Source organism: Xanthomonas sp. 60, from assembly GCF_011761925.1.
Genome location: NZ_JAASQW010000001.1, coordinates 790,135 through 805,619 on the forward strand (window position 1 = coordinate 790,135; position 15,485 = coordinate 805,619).

14 protein-coding genes are annotated in these 15,485 nt (G+C 64.3%); 7 read left to right on the forward strand and 7 right to left on the reverse strand.

The window, feature by feature from the left end; genetic code table 11:
* Positions 1 to 20 precede the first annotated feature (20 nt).
* A complete protein-coding gene (locus tag FHY09_RS03580) occupies positions 21 to 1,829 on the reverse strand; it encodes a DUF885 domain-containing protein (protein WP_166924175.1) in 1,809 nt (602 codons plus the stop codon).
* Positions 1,830 to 1,982: 153 nt separating this feature from the next.
* Here FHY09_RS03580 and FHY09_RS03585 point away from each other — a divergent pair, with 153 nt between their 5' ends.
* Entirely contained in the window at positions 1,983 to 2,792 is an 810-nt protein-coding gene (locus FHY09_RS03585; protein WP_166924177.1) for a DUF4349 domain-containing protein, read from the forward strand.
* Between the two features lie 82 nt (positions 2,793 to 2,874).
* Here FHY09_RS03585 and FHY09_RS03590 read toward each other — a convergent pair whose 3' ends face one another.
* Positions 2,875 to 3,168 (reverse strand): hypothetical protein, encoded by a 294-nt coding sequence (locus FHY09_RS03590; RefSeq protein ID WP_166924179.1) that lies wholly within the window; start codon positions 3,166 to 3,168, stop codon positions 2,875 to 2,877.
* A gap of 78 nt (positions 3,169 to 3,246) precedes the next feature.
* Entirely contained in the window at positions 3,247 to 4,146 is a 900-nt protein-coding gene (locus FHY09_RS03595) for a peptidylprolyl isomerase (protein WP_166924181.1), read from the reverse strand.
* Between the two features lie 83 nt (positions 4,147 to 4,229).
* Between FHY09_RS03595 and FHY09_RS03600 the strand changes: the two genes are divergently transcribed.
* From FHY09_RS03600 to FHY09_RS03620, 5 genes are all read left to right on the forward strand, one after another.
* Positions 4,230 to 4,523, forward strand: coding sequence for a PadR family transcriptional regulator (locus tag FHY09_RS03600; RefSeq protein ID WP_166924183.1), 294 nt, complete (start codon positions 4,230 to 4,232; stop codon positions 4,521 to 4,523).
* A 46-nt stretch (positions 4,524 to 4,569) separates the two neighbouring features.
* Positions 4,570 to 4,935, forward strand: coding sequence for a hypothetical protein (locus tag FHY09_RS03605; RefSeq protein WP_166924185.1), 366 nt, complete (start codon positions 4,570 to 4,572; stop codon positions 4,933 to 4,935).
* 628 nt (positions 4,936 to 5,563) lie between these two features.
* Complete coding sequence (locus FHY09_RS03610) at positions 5,564 to 6,022, forward strand: hypothetical protein (RefSeq protein WP_166924187.1); 459 nt, start codon at positions 5,564 to 5,566, stop codon at positions 6,020 to 6,022.
* Entirely contained in the window at positions 6,023 to 6,967 is a 945-nt protein-coding gene (locus FHY09_RS03615; RefSeq protein ID WP_166924189.1) for an ATP-binding cassette domain-containing protein, read from the forward strand.
* Positions 6,948 to 8,114 (forward strand): ABC transporter permease, encoded by a 1,167-nt coding sequence (locus tag FHY09_RS03620; protein WP_166924191.1) that lies wholly within the window; start codon positions 6,948 to 6,950, stop codon positions 8,112 to 8,114. Before FHY09_RS03615 ends, FHY09_RS03620 begins: the two co-directional genes overlap by 20 nt.
* A 67-nt stretch (positions 8,115 to 8,181) precedes the next feature.
* Here FHY09_RS03620 and FHY09_RS03625 read toward each other — a convergent pair whose 3' ends face one another.
* Positions 8,182 to 9,492 carry a polyhydroxyalkanoate depolymerase gene (locus FHY09_RS03625; RefSeq protein WP_166924193.1) on the reverse strand — a complete coding sequence of 437 codons (1,311 nt, stop codon included), beginning with the start codon at positions 9,490 to 9,492 and terminating at the stop codon, positions 8,182 to 8,184.
* Positions 9,493 to 9,611: 119 nt separating this feature from the next.
* A complete protein-coding gene (locus tag FHY09_RS03630; RefSeq protein WP_166924394.1) occupies positions 9,612 to 10,202 on the reverse strand; it encodes a class I SAM-dependent methyltransferase in 591 nt (196 codons plus the stop codon).
* 63 nt (positions 10,203 to 10,265) lie between these two features.
* On the opposite strand from FHY09_RS03630, the gene FHY09_RS03635 reads away from it, so the two are divergent.
* Positions 10,266 to 10,721: a CopD family protein gene (locus FHY09_RS03635; protein ID WP_166924195.1), complete on the forward strand. Its 456-nt coding sequence runs from the start codon at positions 10,266 to 10,268 to the stop codon at positions 10,719 to 10,721.
* 76 nt (positions 10,722 to 10,797) lie between these two features.
* Here FHY09_RS03635 and FHY09_RS03640 read toward each other — a convergent pair whose 3' ends face one another.
* Positions 10,798 to 11,757, reverse strand: coding sequence for an acetyl-CoA carboxylase carboxyltransferase subunit alpha (locus FHY09_RS03640; RefSeq protein ID WP_166924197.1), 960 nt, complete (start codon positions 11,755 to 11,757; stop codon positions 10,798 to 10,800).
* 91 nt (positions 11,758 to 11,848) lie between these two features.
* The gene (gene dnaE / locus FHY09_RS03645) at positions 11,849 to 15,430 is read right to left on the reverse strand and encodes a DNA polymerase III subunit alpha (protein ID WP_166924199.1); all 3,582 of its coding nucleotides are present in this window, start codon (positions 15,428 to 15,430) and stop codon (positions 11,849 to 11,851) included.
* Positions 15,431 to 15,485 lie beyond the last annotated feature (55 nt).

Consider the following 15,485-nt stretch of genomic DNA (forward strand, 5'->3'; position numbering starts at 1 on the left):
ACCCGGCTCTGCGATGACGCTTACTCGATGGGCTGGTCCAGCATCAGCTGTCGTGCGAAGCGCACCGGCGGTGCGCCGTAGGACAGCATCTGGTCGTGGTACGCCTTCAGGTTGAAGTTCGCGCCCTGCTTTTCCTGCACGGCCTTGCGCGAGTCGAAATGCTCCTGCGCGCCGACGAAGTAGGTCGGCAGCTGCGCCGAGGTCAACTGCGCACGCACCCACTTGCCGGCCGCTTCGCTCTCCTGCTGGAACGCATCGTGGGTCATCAGGTGCATGGCCTGCTCGCGCGTCCAGTTGTCCACGTGCACGCCCTGGTCGAGGATGGCATTGGAGATGGTGCGCAGGTAGAACTTCAGCTGCACCAGATGGAACAGCGGATCGTTGTCCAGGTAGCCCTGCTCCTGCATCATCCGTTCGGTGTAGACCGCCCAGCCTTCGGCGAACAGGCCCGAGCGCAGCACCGCACGCAGCGTGGAGGGGAACTTCGCCGAGTGCCAGCCTTCCAGGTAGTGGCCCGGCGTGCCCTCGTGGATGCTCAGCAGGTGGATCATGCGCGAGTTGTATTCGCGCAGGAACGAATCAACCTGCTTGTCGTTCCAGTCGTCGGGAATCGGCGAGACGGCGTAGAACGTCTTCAGGTTCTTGTCGAGCGGGCCCGGTGAATCGCAGTAGGCCACGGCAACGCCGCGCTGGAATTCCGGCATCAGGATGATGTCCACCGGCGCGTCCGGCAGGGTCATCAGATCGTGCTCGCGCACGAACGCGGTGGACTGGTCGAGCGCGGCCTTGGCATCGTCCACGACCTTGTCGCGCGCCGGCTTGTCCGCGTAGGCCAGCTCCAGGGCGGCCTCGATCGCCTTCTGCTGCTGCTCGTCGGTCGGCTGGGCCGGCATTTCCGGGGCGCCCGGCTTGTCCTTCAGCACGGTCTGTGCGATGCCGTACATGTCCTGGCGTACGCGCTTGAGCTCGGCGCGCGCACGCTCGCCGATTTCCTGCCGCGACAGCGACGAATTGAGGGCGAACTTGAGCTTCTGGTCGTACAGCGCCGCGCCCACCCGGAACTCACCCTTGGCATTGGGCACCAGCGTGCCATCGAGCCACGCCTGCTGTTCGTCCACGGCCTTCTTCAGGCCATCGATGGCGGCCTGCAGGCGCTGCTGCTCGGCGTCCGGCAGCTGCCCGATGTTGGGGGTGATGAAGGTGTCCACGATGCTCAGGATGCCGCGGTTCTGCTTGGCCACGGTTTCAGCATGGATCTTCGGCACGCGCGCCGGATCCAGGTTCTCGCGGGCCTGGGCGAAGATCGCCGGGATCTTCTCCATCCGGTCGGTGGCCGACTTCAGGCGCTGCGGCAGCGGTGCGAACTCGCGCGCCATCAGACCGTAGATCGCGCTGCCGGCCAGTCCGTTGTACATCTGCGGGTCCCACTTGGCGGACTGCAGGACTTCGGCGTTCCAGATGTCGGACTGCAGCTGGTTGCGCAGGATCGCCGCGTCCACCTGGTTCTCGCGGCCGAGCTTGGCAACCTCGATCCTGTCCAGGTCGGCCAGCAGTGCTTTATAGGCCGTGAGGGTCTTCTGCTGGCCCGCCGCGCTCAGGTCATCGATCTCGCTGTCGAAGCGGTGATCCCCGATCTGCGTGGCGCCCACGGGCGACTGCTGCATCCACGTGTCCAGGGCCCGCTTGGAGAGGGCGGCGAATTCCGCGTCAACGGCGGCATTGCCCGCGGTTTCGGCCGCCGGCGTAGCGGAGGAGGTATTGGGCGTTTCAGCCTGCTGGCAGCCGGCGAGCGCGGCGACCAGGGCGAGGGCGAGAAGATGCGGGCGCATCGGCAATCCTGTTTTGGGGCAATCGCCAAGGATAGGGCGGGCCTGGCGCCCTGTCTGCGTGCCAAAGGATTACCATCGTCGCATTCACGGATGGAGGTAAAACATGCATCACGAACGAAGCTGCCCGTGCGGCGGCCTCGAGGATGCCGGGGCATGAGCCACCGATGGCGTCAACGCTGCGCGGGCCTGTCCGCCGCGCTGGTGTTGCTGGGCTCGGCGGGCTGCGCAGGGCAGAACACGGCGGCCGACCCCGCTGTGGGGGGCACGGCCGCCCTGGCCTCACCGCCGGGTGCCGCACTGGCCTATGAGCACGAGGTACGCGTGGAGCTGGACGGCGCTCGCATCGCCGGTCGGCTGGAAGCGTTGACCGAAGCCTGCCAGAGCAGCCGTTTCGGCGAATGCGTGGTCCTGCAGGTGGGTCAGGAGGGCGGCGAGCTGCCGTCGGCTTCGCTGCAGGTGAGGATCGCTCCGAAGGGCGTCACCCCGTTCATCGCGCTGGCGGGCGAGGCAGGCCATCTGGCCTCGCGCAACGCCCACGCCGAGGATCTGGCGCAGCAGGTCGCGGACACGGGCATGACCCGGGCACGGCTTGGCAAAGAGCATGAAAAACTGGCCGAGTACCAGCAGCGGCCCGGACTGACGGTCGCCGACCTGCTGGCGGTGTCGCAGCGGCTGGCCGAGATCGAAGCCGGACTGGAGCAGGCTGACCGCGAGGCGGCCACGCAGCGGCGGCGCATCGATACCCAGCGTGTCACGGTCCTGCTGCAGACGCCGGCCGGGCAATCGGGCCGCAACGAGATCAGCGAGGCGTTGCGGGGTTTCGGCGGGGTATTCACCGAAAGCGTGGCGTTCGTGATCAAGGCCGTGGCGGCCCTGCTGCCGGTGGCGGTGGTCGGTGGTCTGATCACAGGGTTGCTGCTGCTCTGGCGGCGCCGCAGCCGCGCCCGCAACCGCATCCCGTAGCGCCGGGCCGTAGTGCCGGACGCTGCCCGGCCGCACCTCTGAGAACCCCGACGCCGCGCTGAGCCCGGCGTCGGGAGAGGGCTCAGCCTTCGTCAGTCTCATATTCCACGAGCACGTCCAGCTCGCGCGCGAGCAGTTCGACGGCATCACGCACGCGCTGTTCGGTGTGCTCGTTGCCGACCTCCACCTCCAGCTCGGTGGTGCCGGGACCAATGTCATCGGACAGCCCCGCCGAGCTGGAATCGTCATCGTCCATGTGCGGCATCAGGTCGTCGGTTTCTTCAACGTGTTCGATGCCATCGATGTCGTAGAGCGTGGCGCGGATCTGGTTGACCTGATCATCGCTGCCGGTGATGCGCAGACGCAGAATTGCCATGGGGAGCCACCTTGTTGGGAACAGGCCTGCAGCCTAGCCAGCACCGGGAAAAGGGCGGGTGAGGGCGGTGCGCCGCGTTCAGCGCACCGGTACGGGGATGTTGCACAGATCGATATGCCCCGCGGCACGTTTGTAGAAGTCATCCACGCGGTTGCGGCGTGCTTCCACCGTGGCGGCGAAGGTCTTCGAATCGGTGCGCAGCACCTGGATCGGCGTGCGCTCGGCGGCGGGCACCTCGCTGGCGCGGCGGATCGAGATGATCGGCGTGCGCTGCGAGGGGTCGGCGTAGAACCCCATCGGGGCAGGGCCACGCGGCAGTGCGCTGAGCAGTTCCATGCCCTTGAGCACGCGCCCGACCAGGGTGATGTTGCGGTCAAGCTGGCGCGGCGATTGCCCCGTCACGACATAGAGCTCGGCACCGGTGCTGCTGTCTTCTTCGTTGTTGCGGCCCGCGCCCAGCGCGCCATAGCAGTGCGCCAGCCATGCCGTGCCGGCCGCAGGATCCTCCCCGACAGCGAACCCATCGACAAATCCGGTGCGCGCGGCCCAGCCATCGCGGTCGGGCAGGGGCGTGATGGCCAGCCCCTGCGCGGCACGTTCGAACTCCTTGGGCAGCGTCCGCGCCGCTTTTCCGAATGACCGCGCCTTCGTTGCGTCCTCGGCCTCGGGGTCACCGAACTGCACCACGAAGTTGTCCTGCGCGCGGTAGACCGCGGTGCCGTCCCAGAAGTGGCCCTCGGCGAGGGTGCGGATGTTGGCCACGTGGCGCGGTGCGAACTGCGGCGCCAGTTCCAGGATCACCCGGCCGCCGGGCAGGTCCATGTACAGCAGGTTGGCCGGATCAGGGGTGCGCCAGTCACTGTCCGGCGCCGCCTCGAGAATCTGCTGCGGGCTGCGGTAGGGCGCGGCGGCCAGCCCGGCCGTGGGCAACGTGCAGGCCATGGCGAGCGCGGCGGCGAGAAGGTGGGAACGAGACATGGGCGGTCCGGGTGCGCGGTGGGACCTCGATTCTGCGCGACGGCCCCGGCCATCGCCAAGGCACCCTACCGGACGTCGCACTGATGTTCACTTCAACGGAGCCCACCGCAGGCACGGATTCGCTGGCACTGCTCGCCAGGCAGCTGGAGCGGGGACCGAAGGCGTGCGGAGCGGCAAGCAGCGCGCTGTACCCGGTAGTGCGCAGCCTGGAGGTGGCCGGCCTGCTGGAGAGCCACGTGGAGCCCTCCAGCAGCGGTCCACCCCGGCGCTGCTATCACATCACTCCGCAGGGACGAGCCGTACGGGCGCGGTGGGCGCAGGCCTGGCGCGACACCCGTGCTTTCGCCTATTCCGTTCTTGAAGGGACACTTCCATGACGCACGAATCGATCGCTGGGAGAGGCTTTCGTAAAGTTCAATCCAGGTGCTGCGCCTGCAAATTGAAACCAGCCTGCATTGGCCGCTTGGTTCCGCTGCTGGCGGCTGCCAGAAGCGGGGGATTACTCATCTTCTTCCAGCAGGCTGGAAAAACCCGCGCGAACGGTGGGGCTCGCCCGTCCGCATCGACAATGAGGCCGAAATACCTAAAATGCGCGGAATCTGGAAGCATGCGCGGCGACATAATGCTCCCATTCAGGCGTGCTGCGATCAGCCGCACGGAGAAGGGGGCGATGGCTGGATTACGCCATGCCACCGCAAAAAGAAAGAAGTGTCAAATGGTAACAGTGGATGTAGCGGCTATTCCCGTTTTGAGTTTCGAAGTCTGGCTTTGTGGGTGCTCTCAAATTGACTCAGTTTTGGAGCCGGTTACAACTGCGGTCATGATCATTATTGCCATACTCTAACTTGAAAGGGAATTTCGTTTAAATGATCAGCGTAAATGATATTCCATCGATCTCCTGCGATGTAGCAATTTGTGGATCTCGCCCCATCGAAGAAGTTGCGGGCCCGGGATGCTACGCGGTGGGCGTACTTCTTGGGATATTGATAAATCAATCGATCAGTTGAACCTGCCGGCGCATTCTTGCGATGCGCCGGCACCTTCTGGCTTGAGCAGGATGCTATGAGAAACCCGGAAAAAGTTCTTGATATTTGTGATAGTCATGATTTGCAGGCTGACTTATTTGACCTTTCAAGGGAGTGCAATCGATTTTGCGACAGGCTCGCATCAGGAATGGCGGGGTCAAGATTGTCATCGGTGTCAACTTGGATAGCGGAAGATCACGACCATTCGAGAAGTTGGCAGATCAGGTCGTAAAAACTAGCGGAACGGACCCATTTTCTATCACAAGCCACATGATCATAATTTCAACTTCCTCACCGTTGGGTATCACGGGCCTGGGTATGCCAGCGATTACTACGAGTACAGTTATGATTCGTGTGATGGGGTGCCTGGTGAAAATGTCTCGCTAAGGTTTGTGGAAAATAGTAATCTTGAGCGAAATAAAGTATTGCTTTATAGAGCCTTTCTGGATGTCCACAATCAGTTGCCGGCGCAGTCGTTCTCTGTGTCGCTGAACATAATGGAGAACTCGTTTCGTGAAGCGGTGATGGATCAGTACGCTTTTGACATCACAACAGGAAAAATATCCGGGTTGTTGAATCGATCTTCAGCTGTGGCACTTTTCAATGCCGCTGCAGGCCTTGGCAACGAGAAGGCGCTGGATGCTCTGCGCACGATTTCCAAATGTCATCGCCTTGATCGGGTGAGGCTCGCCGCTTTCGACGCGCTGGCAAAATCTGCGTCAGGAAGTGATGAGGCCATTGCGGTCTGGGCAGCTGTGGGCAGGGGAGACTCCGCATTCCTGCGAGGATGGCGAAGGCTGCGGACCGAGGAACTAGAGGCGCTCGTACGGAACTCGAACAGGAAGGCGTAGGTGCTTGAACTAAGAGGTGTTACAAAACGCTACGGCGACATGGTCGCTGTTGAAAGTGTCTCAATGAAGGTTGAGGCTGGCACCGTCGCCGCAGTCATTGGTCCTAATGGCGCAGGGAAATCCACTGCGTTTCGCTTGATCTCGGGCCTTCTGTATCCCGATGCGGGGCAAATTCTTTGGGACGGCCGTGAATTGCACGAAGCGATGCCTGCAGAGTTGCGTGCATTTTTGCCTGAACAGTGCGGCCTCTACCAATCATTGGAGGTGGAGCCCCTGTTGCGCTACTGGGCACGCCTGCGAAAAATGCAGAAAGCCGCCATTCCGTCTGCGGTGGATGGCTGGATTTCTCGCTTTGGTCTTGGCTCGAAGCGGCGTTCGCTGGTGAGGCAGCTATCTAAAGGGAATCAACAAAAAGTCCAGTTGGCAGCCTGCCTCATGCATGCGCCTAAGCTGATAGTGCTTGACGAACCTTTCTCCGGCCTGGATCCAGTCAGCCAGGATCTTGTATCCGGAGTTCTGCGGGAGCAGGCGGTCAATGGCGCGGCGATCCTTATCTCCGCACATCAACTCGGTCTAATAGAGCGCTTAGCTGACACAGTTATGTTGATGCGAGCAGGTCGTCTCGTCGATATGCAGGCGTTTGGCAGGTCAAGCTCTCGGATCGGGGATGCCGCAGAGAGGACCATTCGCGTACACGTCCGGCCCGGGGTGCCGCTTGTGTTGGACATGCTTCCTCCTCATCAGATAGGCGACCCCGATGGTAATCAGGTGCTTATCACGTTTGCTGCAATGACCCTCGGCGAATTTACACGCTGCCTTTCCATGTTGGCGGCGACGGACGGGGTGATCGATCTTGAGTTTTCAAGGCCCGATCTCCATCGGACCTACGTCCGATCACTGTCTACCCACTTTGAAGAGGGCCCAGATGGATCGCCGCGTTCTTGATGTAGCCGTTTTCGAATTCCGGAGATTTCTGGATCCGAAAGGCGAGTTGATCAGCATCGCCATTCTCCTTCTGATCGCGCTCATCCGCTTCGGTGGCGATGCGTTGATCAAGCTGTCGGCCCCTGTCAGCCTGGCGATCATTATTGAATCGGACGCGCCAGCTGTGTTGCCGGAGGCTGTTTCCGGGCGGTTCAATTTCGTCGCCGCAGCGCCCGGTTCCCGCGTGCGGTCGTTGCAGCGCATTGAGCAGGGCAGCGTAGATGGACTGCTGGTCCAAGAGTCACCGAATCATTATCGTCTTTATACCAAGGGTCGCGTTTATTGGCAGGAGGCGCTTGCCGAGAGTTTCGCACCGTTGCATCGGGTATCTGCAGCAAAGCGCCTGGATCTCTCGGCTGCGGATCTGCAGGTGCTGTCCGCACCCCCGCAAATCTTGTCAACGCCGTTGACTGGAAGTACAGGAAACGGCCAGCAAGTCATTTACGCTGCAGCCATCTGTGTCATGGTGCTCAGCATTCTCGGGATCATCTCATCGCAGTCGATTATCCTGCAGGGAATCGCTGCCGAGAAGTTTGACAAGATCAGCGAGATCGTTCTTTCGACCATATCGGCCTCCATCTGGATTGATGGCAAGTTGATTGCTGCGTCACTGCACGGTGTCAAGACCATGCTTGTCTACACGCTGTACGGCGGTGTCGCGTCACTTCTCCTTGGAATCCTCACCGAAGCTCAGTTGCTTGATGTACTGCATGCATGGCGGGAAGTCCTTGCTGCACTGCTGAGTGGCTTGGCTGGCCTTGCTTTCTGGAACGTTGGTTTCGCATGGATTGCTGCGTTGTTACCCAGTGCCACGTCGCCGATCCGCAACACCTTGATACTAGTGCCCATGACATGCCTTCTCCTCTGCCTCGGAGGTGCAAAAGAGCCGGACAACGCTGTGATGTTCACGCTGTCCTATTTGCCTCCCACCATGCCCTTCGCCATGCCCGTTCGTGTTGTGACGGGCACTGCTGCGGCGTGGGAGGTGCTTGTCTCGATCATGATCTGCATTGGCTTCACGATACTGCTGAGACATCACGTAGTAAAAGTATTCGCCGCAACAGTGCTGGGGTTGGGGCCGCGCTCCACTCCCGCCGTTCAGCGCTGAAGGCGCGGCGGCGTCGGCGATCGGTGAGCACCCTCCATGACGGGCGGGTGCCGCGCGGTGCGCAGGCCTAGCTGGCCTTGCGCCGCAAGGGCGTCACGTTGCTTTTCTTCTTCGCTTTCACCGCGGCCGGGGTGGCGTCCACGTGCGCCGCGCAGAAGTCGCGGACCTTCGGGTACACCACTTCGCGCCAGCGACGGCCGCTGAAGATGCCGTAGTGGCCGGCACCTTCCACGATGAAATGCTCGCGGCGCGCGGCCGGAATGCCCGTGCACAGCGCCTGCGCCGCCTCGGTCTGGCCGAGTCCGGCGATGTCGTCGAGCTCGCCTTCAATGCTCAGCAGGGCGGTATCGCGGATGGCCGAAGGGTCTACTTTCTCGCCCTTGATATACCACTCGCCGCGGGGCAGCAGGAAATCCTGGAAGACGACCTGGATGGTGTCCAGGTAGTACCGCGCCGGCATGTCGAGCACGGCGTTGTACTCATCGTAGAAACGACGGTGCGCGTCGGCGTCCTCGAGATCGCCCTTGACCAGGTCCGCGTAGAAATCCCAGTGCGAGCTGAAATGGCGGCTGGGGTTCATCGACAGGAAGCCGGCGTGCTGCAGGAAGCCCGGATACACACGGCGGCCGGCGCCGGGGTAACCGGCGGGGACGGTCTGGATGACATTGTTCTCGAACCACGACAACGGGTTCTGCGTGGCCAGGTTGTTCACCGCCGTCGGGCTGCAGCGCGCGTCGATCGGCCCGCCCATCATCACCAGCGAGCGCGGCGTGGGTTCACCACGGCCCGCCATCAGCGCTACGGCGGCAAGCACCGGCACCGTGGGTTGGCACACGCTGACCACGTGCAGGCGTTCAACGCCGAGGTGGCGGATGAACTCCTGGATGTAGGCCACGTAATCGTCCAGGCCGAACTCGCCTTCGCTGCCCGGCACCATGCGTGCATCGACCCAGTCGGTGACATACACGCGGTGGTCGCGCAGCAGCGTGCGCACGGTGTCGCGCAGCAGCGTGGCGTGGTGGCCGGACAGCGGCGCCACTACCAGCACGAACGGCTGGTTGAGCATGGTATGCAGCTGGTCGGCTTCATTGCTGTGGCGCTTGAAACGCAGCAACTTGCAGAACGGCTTGCTGACTTCTTCGTGCACCACGATCGGCACGCGCTCGCCGTCAACTTCGATCTCGTTGATGCCCCACTCCGGCTTCTCGTAATCCTTGCCGATGCGGTGGAACAGCTCGTTCACCGCCGCCAGACGGTCAGCGCCCGGCATCTGCGACCACCAGTGGTTGGCGTTGGTGAAGAAGTGGGCGTTGGCCTGGGCCTGGTGGACCCAGGGGGCCAGCAGGTTGCGGGTCAGTTCGTGCAGCTGATAGAGCATGATGAGCCAATATGTATGGTCATATGTTGCCGCGCAGCATACTCCATCCCGCCCGCGGGCATATTAATGGGCCGCAGGCGGCCCCTGAATGCAACGCCGCCGGGCCATCTGCGTGTCGTTCAGCGCGCTTCCAGCGCTGCGGCCTCCGCCGCCAGCGCCGCACCCAGCCAGCAATGCGAACCGGCCGGCACCAGCCCGTGCCGTTTGAGTTCACGCTGGTACCAGCGCGCTGGACGGGCCTGGAAGCCTTCGTGGTCACCTTCGAACGCGTCCTCGGCGGCGAACGTTTCGAGGAACGCAACGCCTGCGGTCAGCTCACCGATCCCGGCCAGCCCGGCACGCAGTTCGCGGTCGGGCACGTAGTGCATGACGTCCGAACAGATCAGCAGGTCCACCGGCGCGCAGGGACGAAGCCAGGCGAAATCGCCGAAGGTGGCAGGGTGCAGGTTGCGCGTGCGGCCATATCGGCTCACCGCGTACTCGCTGCTGTCAAAGCCGATGTACTGCAGCCTGGGCCGCAGTTTCAGCAGCGGCGCGCGCCACGCCCCTTCGCCGCAGCCGATGTCCAGCACGCTGCGCACCGGACGCTCCAGGTAGTACTCCGCCGTGGCCACGGCCAGTGCGACCTTGCGCGCCAGGCGCGCGCGGCCGCCGATGTCGGCCCGCCGGTACCAGCGCTGGAAGTAGGCGGCGTCGTAGGTCTTGTCCATGTACGTGGGTCTGCGCATCGGTGAAAATGGTGCTCATCCTACGCCAGCCACCGGAGCGAGCGCATGCAGTCGTACTTCTGGATCAAGACCTTCCACCTGGTGTTCGTGGTGGCCTGGATGGCGGCGGTGTTCTACCTGCCGCGCATCCTGGTGAACATCGCCGAGAGCGCGGGCGAGGTTGCCGTGGGCAAACGGCTGCAGCTGATGGGCATGCGCCTGTACCGCTTCGGGCATGTGATGTTCGGGCTGGCCTTCGTGCTCGGGCTGGTGCTGTGGCTCGGGTACCGGCTGATCCCGGACTTCCCCACGATGGTGGCGCCGGGCGCAGCGGGATGGCTGCACGCCAAGCTCGGCCTGGTGGTCGTGCTGCTGGCCTATTTCATCTGGATCGGGCGCCTGCTGAAGGGCGTGGCGAAGGGCAGGGCGCTGCCGTCCTCGCGTGCGCTGCGCTGGATCAACGAGATCCCGCTGCTGGCGTTCATTCCGATCGTCTGGCTGGTGCTGGCCAAGCCGTTCTGAACAGCGCCACGCGGCGCCGGGCAGTGCCCGGGCTGCGTGGGGTCGGGCGCGCCGGGCAGGTGCCCGGCCAGTCCCATCAGGCGGTTTCGTAGGTGCCGTAGCTGCGCAGGCGCGCGTAACGCTGGGCCAGCAGCGCATCCACCGGCAGGGTTTCCAGCGCGTCCAGTTCGTTCATCAGCACGGCCTTCAGGCGCTTGGCCATCTGTACCGGGTTGCGGTGCGCACCGCCGGTGGGTTCGCGGACCACCTTGTCGACCAGGCCCAGGCTCTTCAGCCGCGGCGCGGTCAGGCCGAGCTGTTCGGCCGCATCCTTGGACTTGGCAGCGTCCTTCCACAGGATTGACGCGCAGCCTTCCGGACTGATGGTCGAATACACGCTGTACTCGAGCATGATCGTGCGATCACCGACACCCAGCGCCAGCGCGCCGCCGGAGCCGCCTTCGCCGATCACCGTGCAGATCACCGGCACCTTCAGCTCGGCCATCTCCATCAGGTTGCGCGCGATGGCCTCGGACTGGCCACGCGATTCGGCATCGATGCCCGGCCATGCGCCGGCGGTGTCGATCAGGGTGAGCACCGGCAGCCCGAAGCGCTCGGCCATCTTCATCAGGCGCAGCGCCTTGCGGTAACCCTCCGGCTTGGGCATGCCGAAGTTACGGCGGATCTTTTCCTTGGTGTCGCGGCCTTTCTGGTGGCCGATGACCATCACCGCACGGCCGTTGATGCGGGCCAGGCCGCCCATGATCGCCTTGTCGTCGGCGAAGGCACGATCGCCGGCCAGCTCCTGGAACTCGTCGCAGATCAGGCCGAGGTAATCCTGCGTGTACGGGCGCGAAGGATGGCGCGCCAGCTGCAGCACCTGCCACGAGGTCAGGTTGCGGAAGATCTGCGCGGTGCGCAGCCGCAGCTTGCCCCGCAGCGCAGTCACCTCGGCTTCGACATTGACGGCCGGACCGGCACTGGCGCTGCGCAGTTCCTGGATCTTGGCTTCCAGGTCGGCGATGGGTTGCTCGAAGTCGAGGTAGTTCGGATTCATCGGAAACCGTCGTCTGAAGAAGGAGGGAAGTTTAGCCGAATGCGTGCGCAAGCCCCGTACGCCGTCGTCTGGAGGCACGGCGGCCGGGGCCTCAGTTGGCCCATGGAGGGCTGTAGCGGACCTTCAGCGCGCGCACGGCGGGGTCGGCGCGCAGCGCCTCGATGAGCCGGGAATCGATCCGTACCGCGCTTTCGCCGGCCACGTCGAGCATGCCCGCGATACCGCCCTCGGCATCGTTCATCAGCAGGTCCAGGCGCAACGGTGTACGCCCGGGGCGGTGGCGCTCGAGCAGGGCGTTGACGCGTTCCCAGACCGGGCGCGGCTGGCGCAGGTCCAGGCGCAGCGACAGCCGCGTGGCATAGCCCGCGCAGACTTCGTCGAAATCCCAGCACTGGCGGATGCGCAGGGCGAATCCGCCATTGAACTCGTCCTCGCGCAGGCCGCCCTTGACCACCAGGATGCGGTCCTTGGTCATCAGGTGCCCGAACTCGGCCATGGCATCGGAGAACGCACTGCACTCCACGCGGCCGCGGCCATCCTCGAGCTGGATGAAGATCTGGCTTTCGCCCTTGCGCCGCACCCCGACCACCTGGCCGGCGAGTACGGTCTGTACTTCCGGGCGCCAGCGCTTCTCGCCGCCACCGCCACCCCCGCTGTTGGCGCTCCAGATCTTTTCCACCGCGCCCAGGTCGGTCCCGACCAGATCGCGGACGTCTTCGCGGTGCGGGTCGAACGGATGCCCGCTGAGGTAGAACCCCAACGTATCGCGCTCACCGCTCAGGCGCTGCAGCAGCGGCCATTCGTCGGTTTCCTGCAGTTCGAGGTGGATGGCCGGCGCATCCGGATCCGGGCCGCCGAACAGCGAGTTCTGCCCGGAGGCACGCTCGCGGGCCATCTGTTCGGTGGCCTTGATCACCTCCGGCAGCTGCAGCGCGAGCGAGGCGCGGTTGCGCCCCAGCTCATCCAGCGCGCCGCAGTTGATCATCGCCTCCAGCGTGCGGCGGTTGAGCTTGGCCGAACCGATGCGCGTGCAGAAATCGAGCAGGTCGGTGTACGGGCCCTTGCGCAGCCGCTCTTCGACGATGGCCTCGCAGGCGCCCTGGCCGACACCCTTGATCGCACCCAGGCCGTACTGGATGGTGTCCGGCGTGGCCGCTTCGAACATGAAGGCGGACTGGTTGACCTTCGGCGGCAGCACGGTCAGCCCGAGGCTGCGCACCTCGTCCAGGAAGCCGACCACCTTTTCGGTGTTGTCCATGTCCGAGGACAGGGTCGCCGCCATGAACTCGGCCGGGTAGTGCCGCTTCAGCCAGGCCGTCTGGTAGCTCACCAGCGCATAGGCGGCAGCATGCGATTTGTTGAAGCCGTAGCCGGCGAACTTCTCCATCAGGTCGAAGATGGCATCGGCCTTGGCCTCGCCCACACCGTCCTTCGCTGCGCCTTCGCGGAAGATCTCGCGGTGCTTGGCCATCTCGGCCGGCACCTTCTTGCCCATCGCGCGGCGCAGCAGGTCGGCGCCGCCCAGCGAGTAGCCGCCGACGATCTGCGCCATCTGCATCACCTGCTCCTGGTACACCATGATGCCGTAGGTGTCGCGCAGGATGCGCTCGGTGCGCGGATCCGGATACTCCACGTCCTCGCGCCCGTGCTTGCGGTCGACGAAGGACGGAATGAGGTCCATCGGGCCCGGGCGGTACAGCGATACCAGCGCGATGAGGTCTTCGAAGCGATCGGGCTTTGCATCCTTCAGCAGGCGGCGCATGCCCGAGGATTCGAACTGGAACACCGCGCCGGTATTGCCGTTGGCGAAGATGTCGCGGTAGGTGGGCATGTCATCGAGCGGGATCGCGGCGATGTCCACCGGCGGGATGCCTGCACGCTCATGGCGTGCATTGATCGCCTTGACCGCCCAGTCGATGATGGTCAGCGTGCGCAGGCCGAGGAAGTCGAACTTCACCAGGCCGACTTCTTCCACGTCGTTCTTGTCGAACTGGGTGACCGGATTGCGGCCGACGCCGTTTTCATCGTGTTCGGCGAACAGCGGGCAGAATTCCGCCAGCGGCTCCGGTGCGATCACCACGCCGCCGGCATGCTTGCCGGCGTTGCGGGTGAGATCCTCCAGCTGGCGCGCCAGGTCGATCAGGTCGCGGACATCGTCCTCGCTCTGGTAGCGCTGGATCAGCTCCGGCGAGGCCATTTCGCTGTCCTTGCCTTCGCCCATCGCATCCTTCAGCGAGATGCCCAGGATGTTGGGGATCAGCTTGGCCACGCTGTCGACCAGGCCGTACGGGAACCCGAGCACGCGCCCACAGTCGCGCACCACCGCCTTGGCGGCCATGGTGCCGTAGGTGATGATCTGGCTGACCCGCTCGCGGCCGTACTTGCGCGCCACGTAGTCGATGACTTCGTCGCGGCGGTCCATGCAGAAGTCGATGTCGAAGTCGGGCATCGACACGCGTTCGGGGTTGAGGAAGCGCTCGAACAGCAGGTTGTAGGGCAGCGGATCAAGGTCGGTGATCTGCAGCGCCCAGGCCACCAGCGAACCGGCGCCCGAACCACGCCCGGGGCCGATCGGAATGCCCTGGTTCTTGCCCCACTGGATGAAGTCGGCCACGATCAGGAAGTAGCCGGGGAAGCCCATCTTGATGATGGTGTCGAGCTCGAATTCCAGGCGGTCGCTGTAATCCTGCGCGGTCATGCCGGCTGCCAGCGGATTCTTCTCCAGCCGGGCAGCCAGTCCCTTGCGCGCCTCGCTGCGGATCCAGCTGTCCAGCGTCTCGTCGTCGGGCACCGGGTAGTTGGGCAGGAAGTAGGTGCCCAGGCGCATTTCGATGTTGCAGCGCTCGGCCAGCGCCCGCGTGTTGTCGATGGCATCGGGGATGTCGGCGAACAGCGCGCACATCTCTTCGGCCGATTTCAGGTACTGCTGGTCGCTGTAATCGCGGGGTCGCTTCGGATCATCCAGCACGCGCCCGGAGGCGATGCACACGCGGGCTTCGTGCGCGCTGAAATCGGTGGCGTGCAGGAAGCGCACATCGTTGCTGGCGATCACCGGCAGGCCACGCTGGCCGGCCGCCACAAGGGCGAACTGGTTGAACGCTTCCTCGCCATCGCGGCCGGTGCGGGTGAGTTCCAGGTGCAGGCCATCGCCGAACACGCGCTGCCAGTCGGCCAGCTGCTGCTCGGCAAGGTCGTGCTTGCCGGCGGCGGCCAGCCGGCCGGCGAGACTCTCGCGGCCGCTGAGCGCGAACAGGTTCTGGCAGCCGGCCTTGAGCCATTCCGGGTGCACGGCCACGCCGCCTTCGGGGCGGTGGCCTTCCATCCAGGCGCGCGTGAGCAGCCGCGACAGGCTGAGGTAGCCTTCGCGGTCGCGGCAGAGCAGGGTCATGCGCCAGGGATCCTGGCCGTCCTCGGCGATCATGACGTCGGCGCCGGCGATGGGCTTGATGCCCACGCCTTCGGCGGCCTTGTAGAACTTCACCAGCGCGAACAGGTTGTTCAGGTCGGTGACGGCCAGCGCGGGCAGACCGAGCTCGACCGAGCGCGACAGCAGGTTGGCCTGCTTGGCCTTCTTCGGATCGGCCTGCTCGGGTTTCGCCGGCACGCGGATGGTTGAATCCGCCAGCGAAAACTCGGTGTGGACGTGGAGATGGACGAAACGGGAAGTGGACATGCCGGACCAGGTTGGAGCGCGTCGGCCCCGGGTGCAGACGTGGGAATCGTCGCCG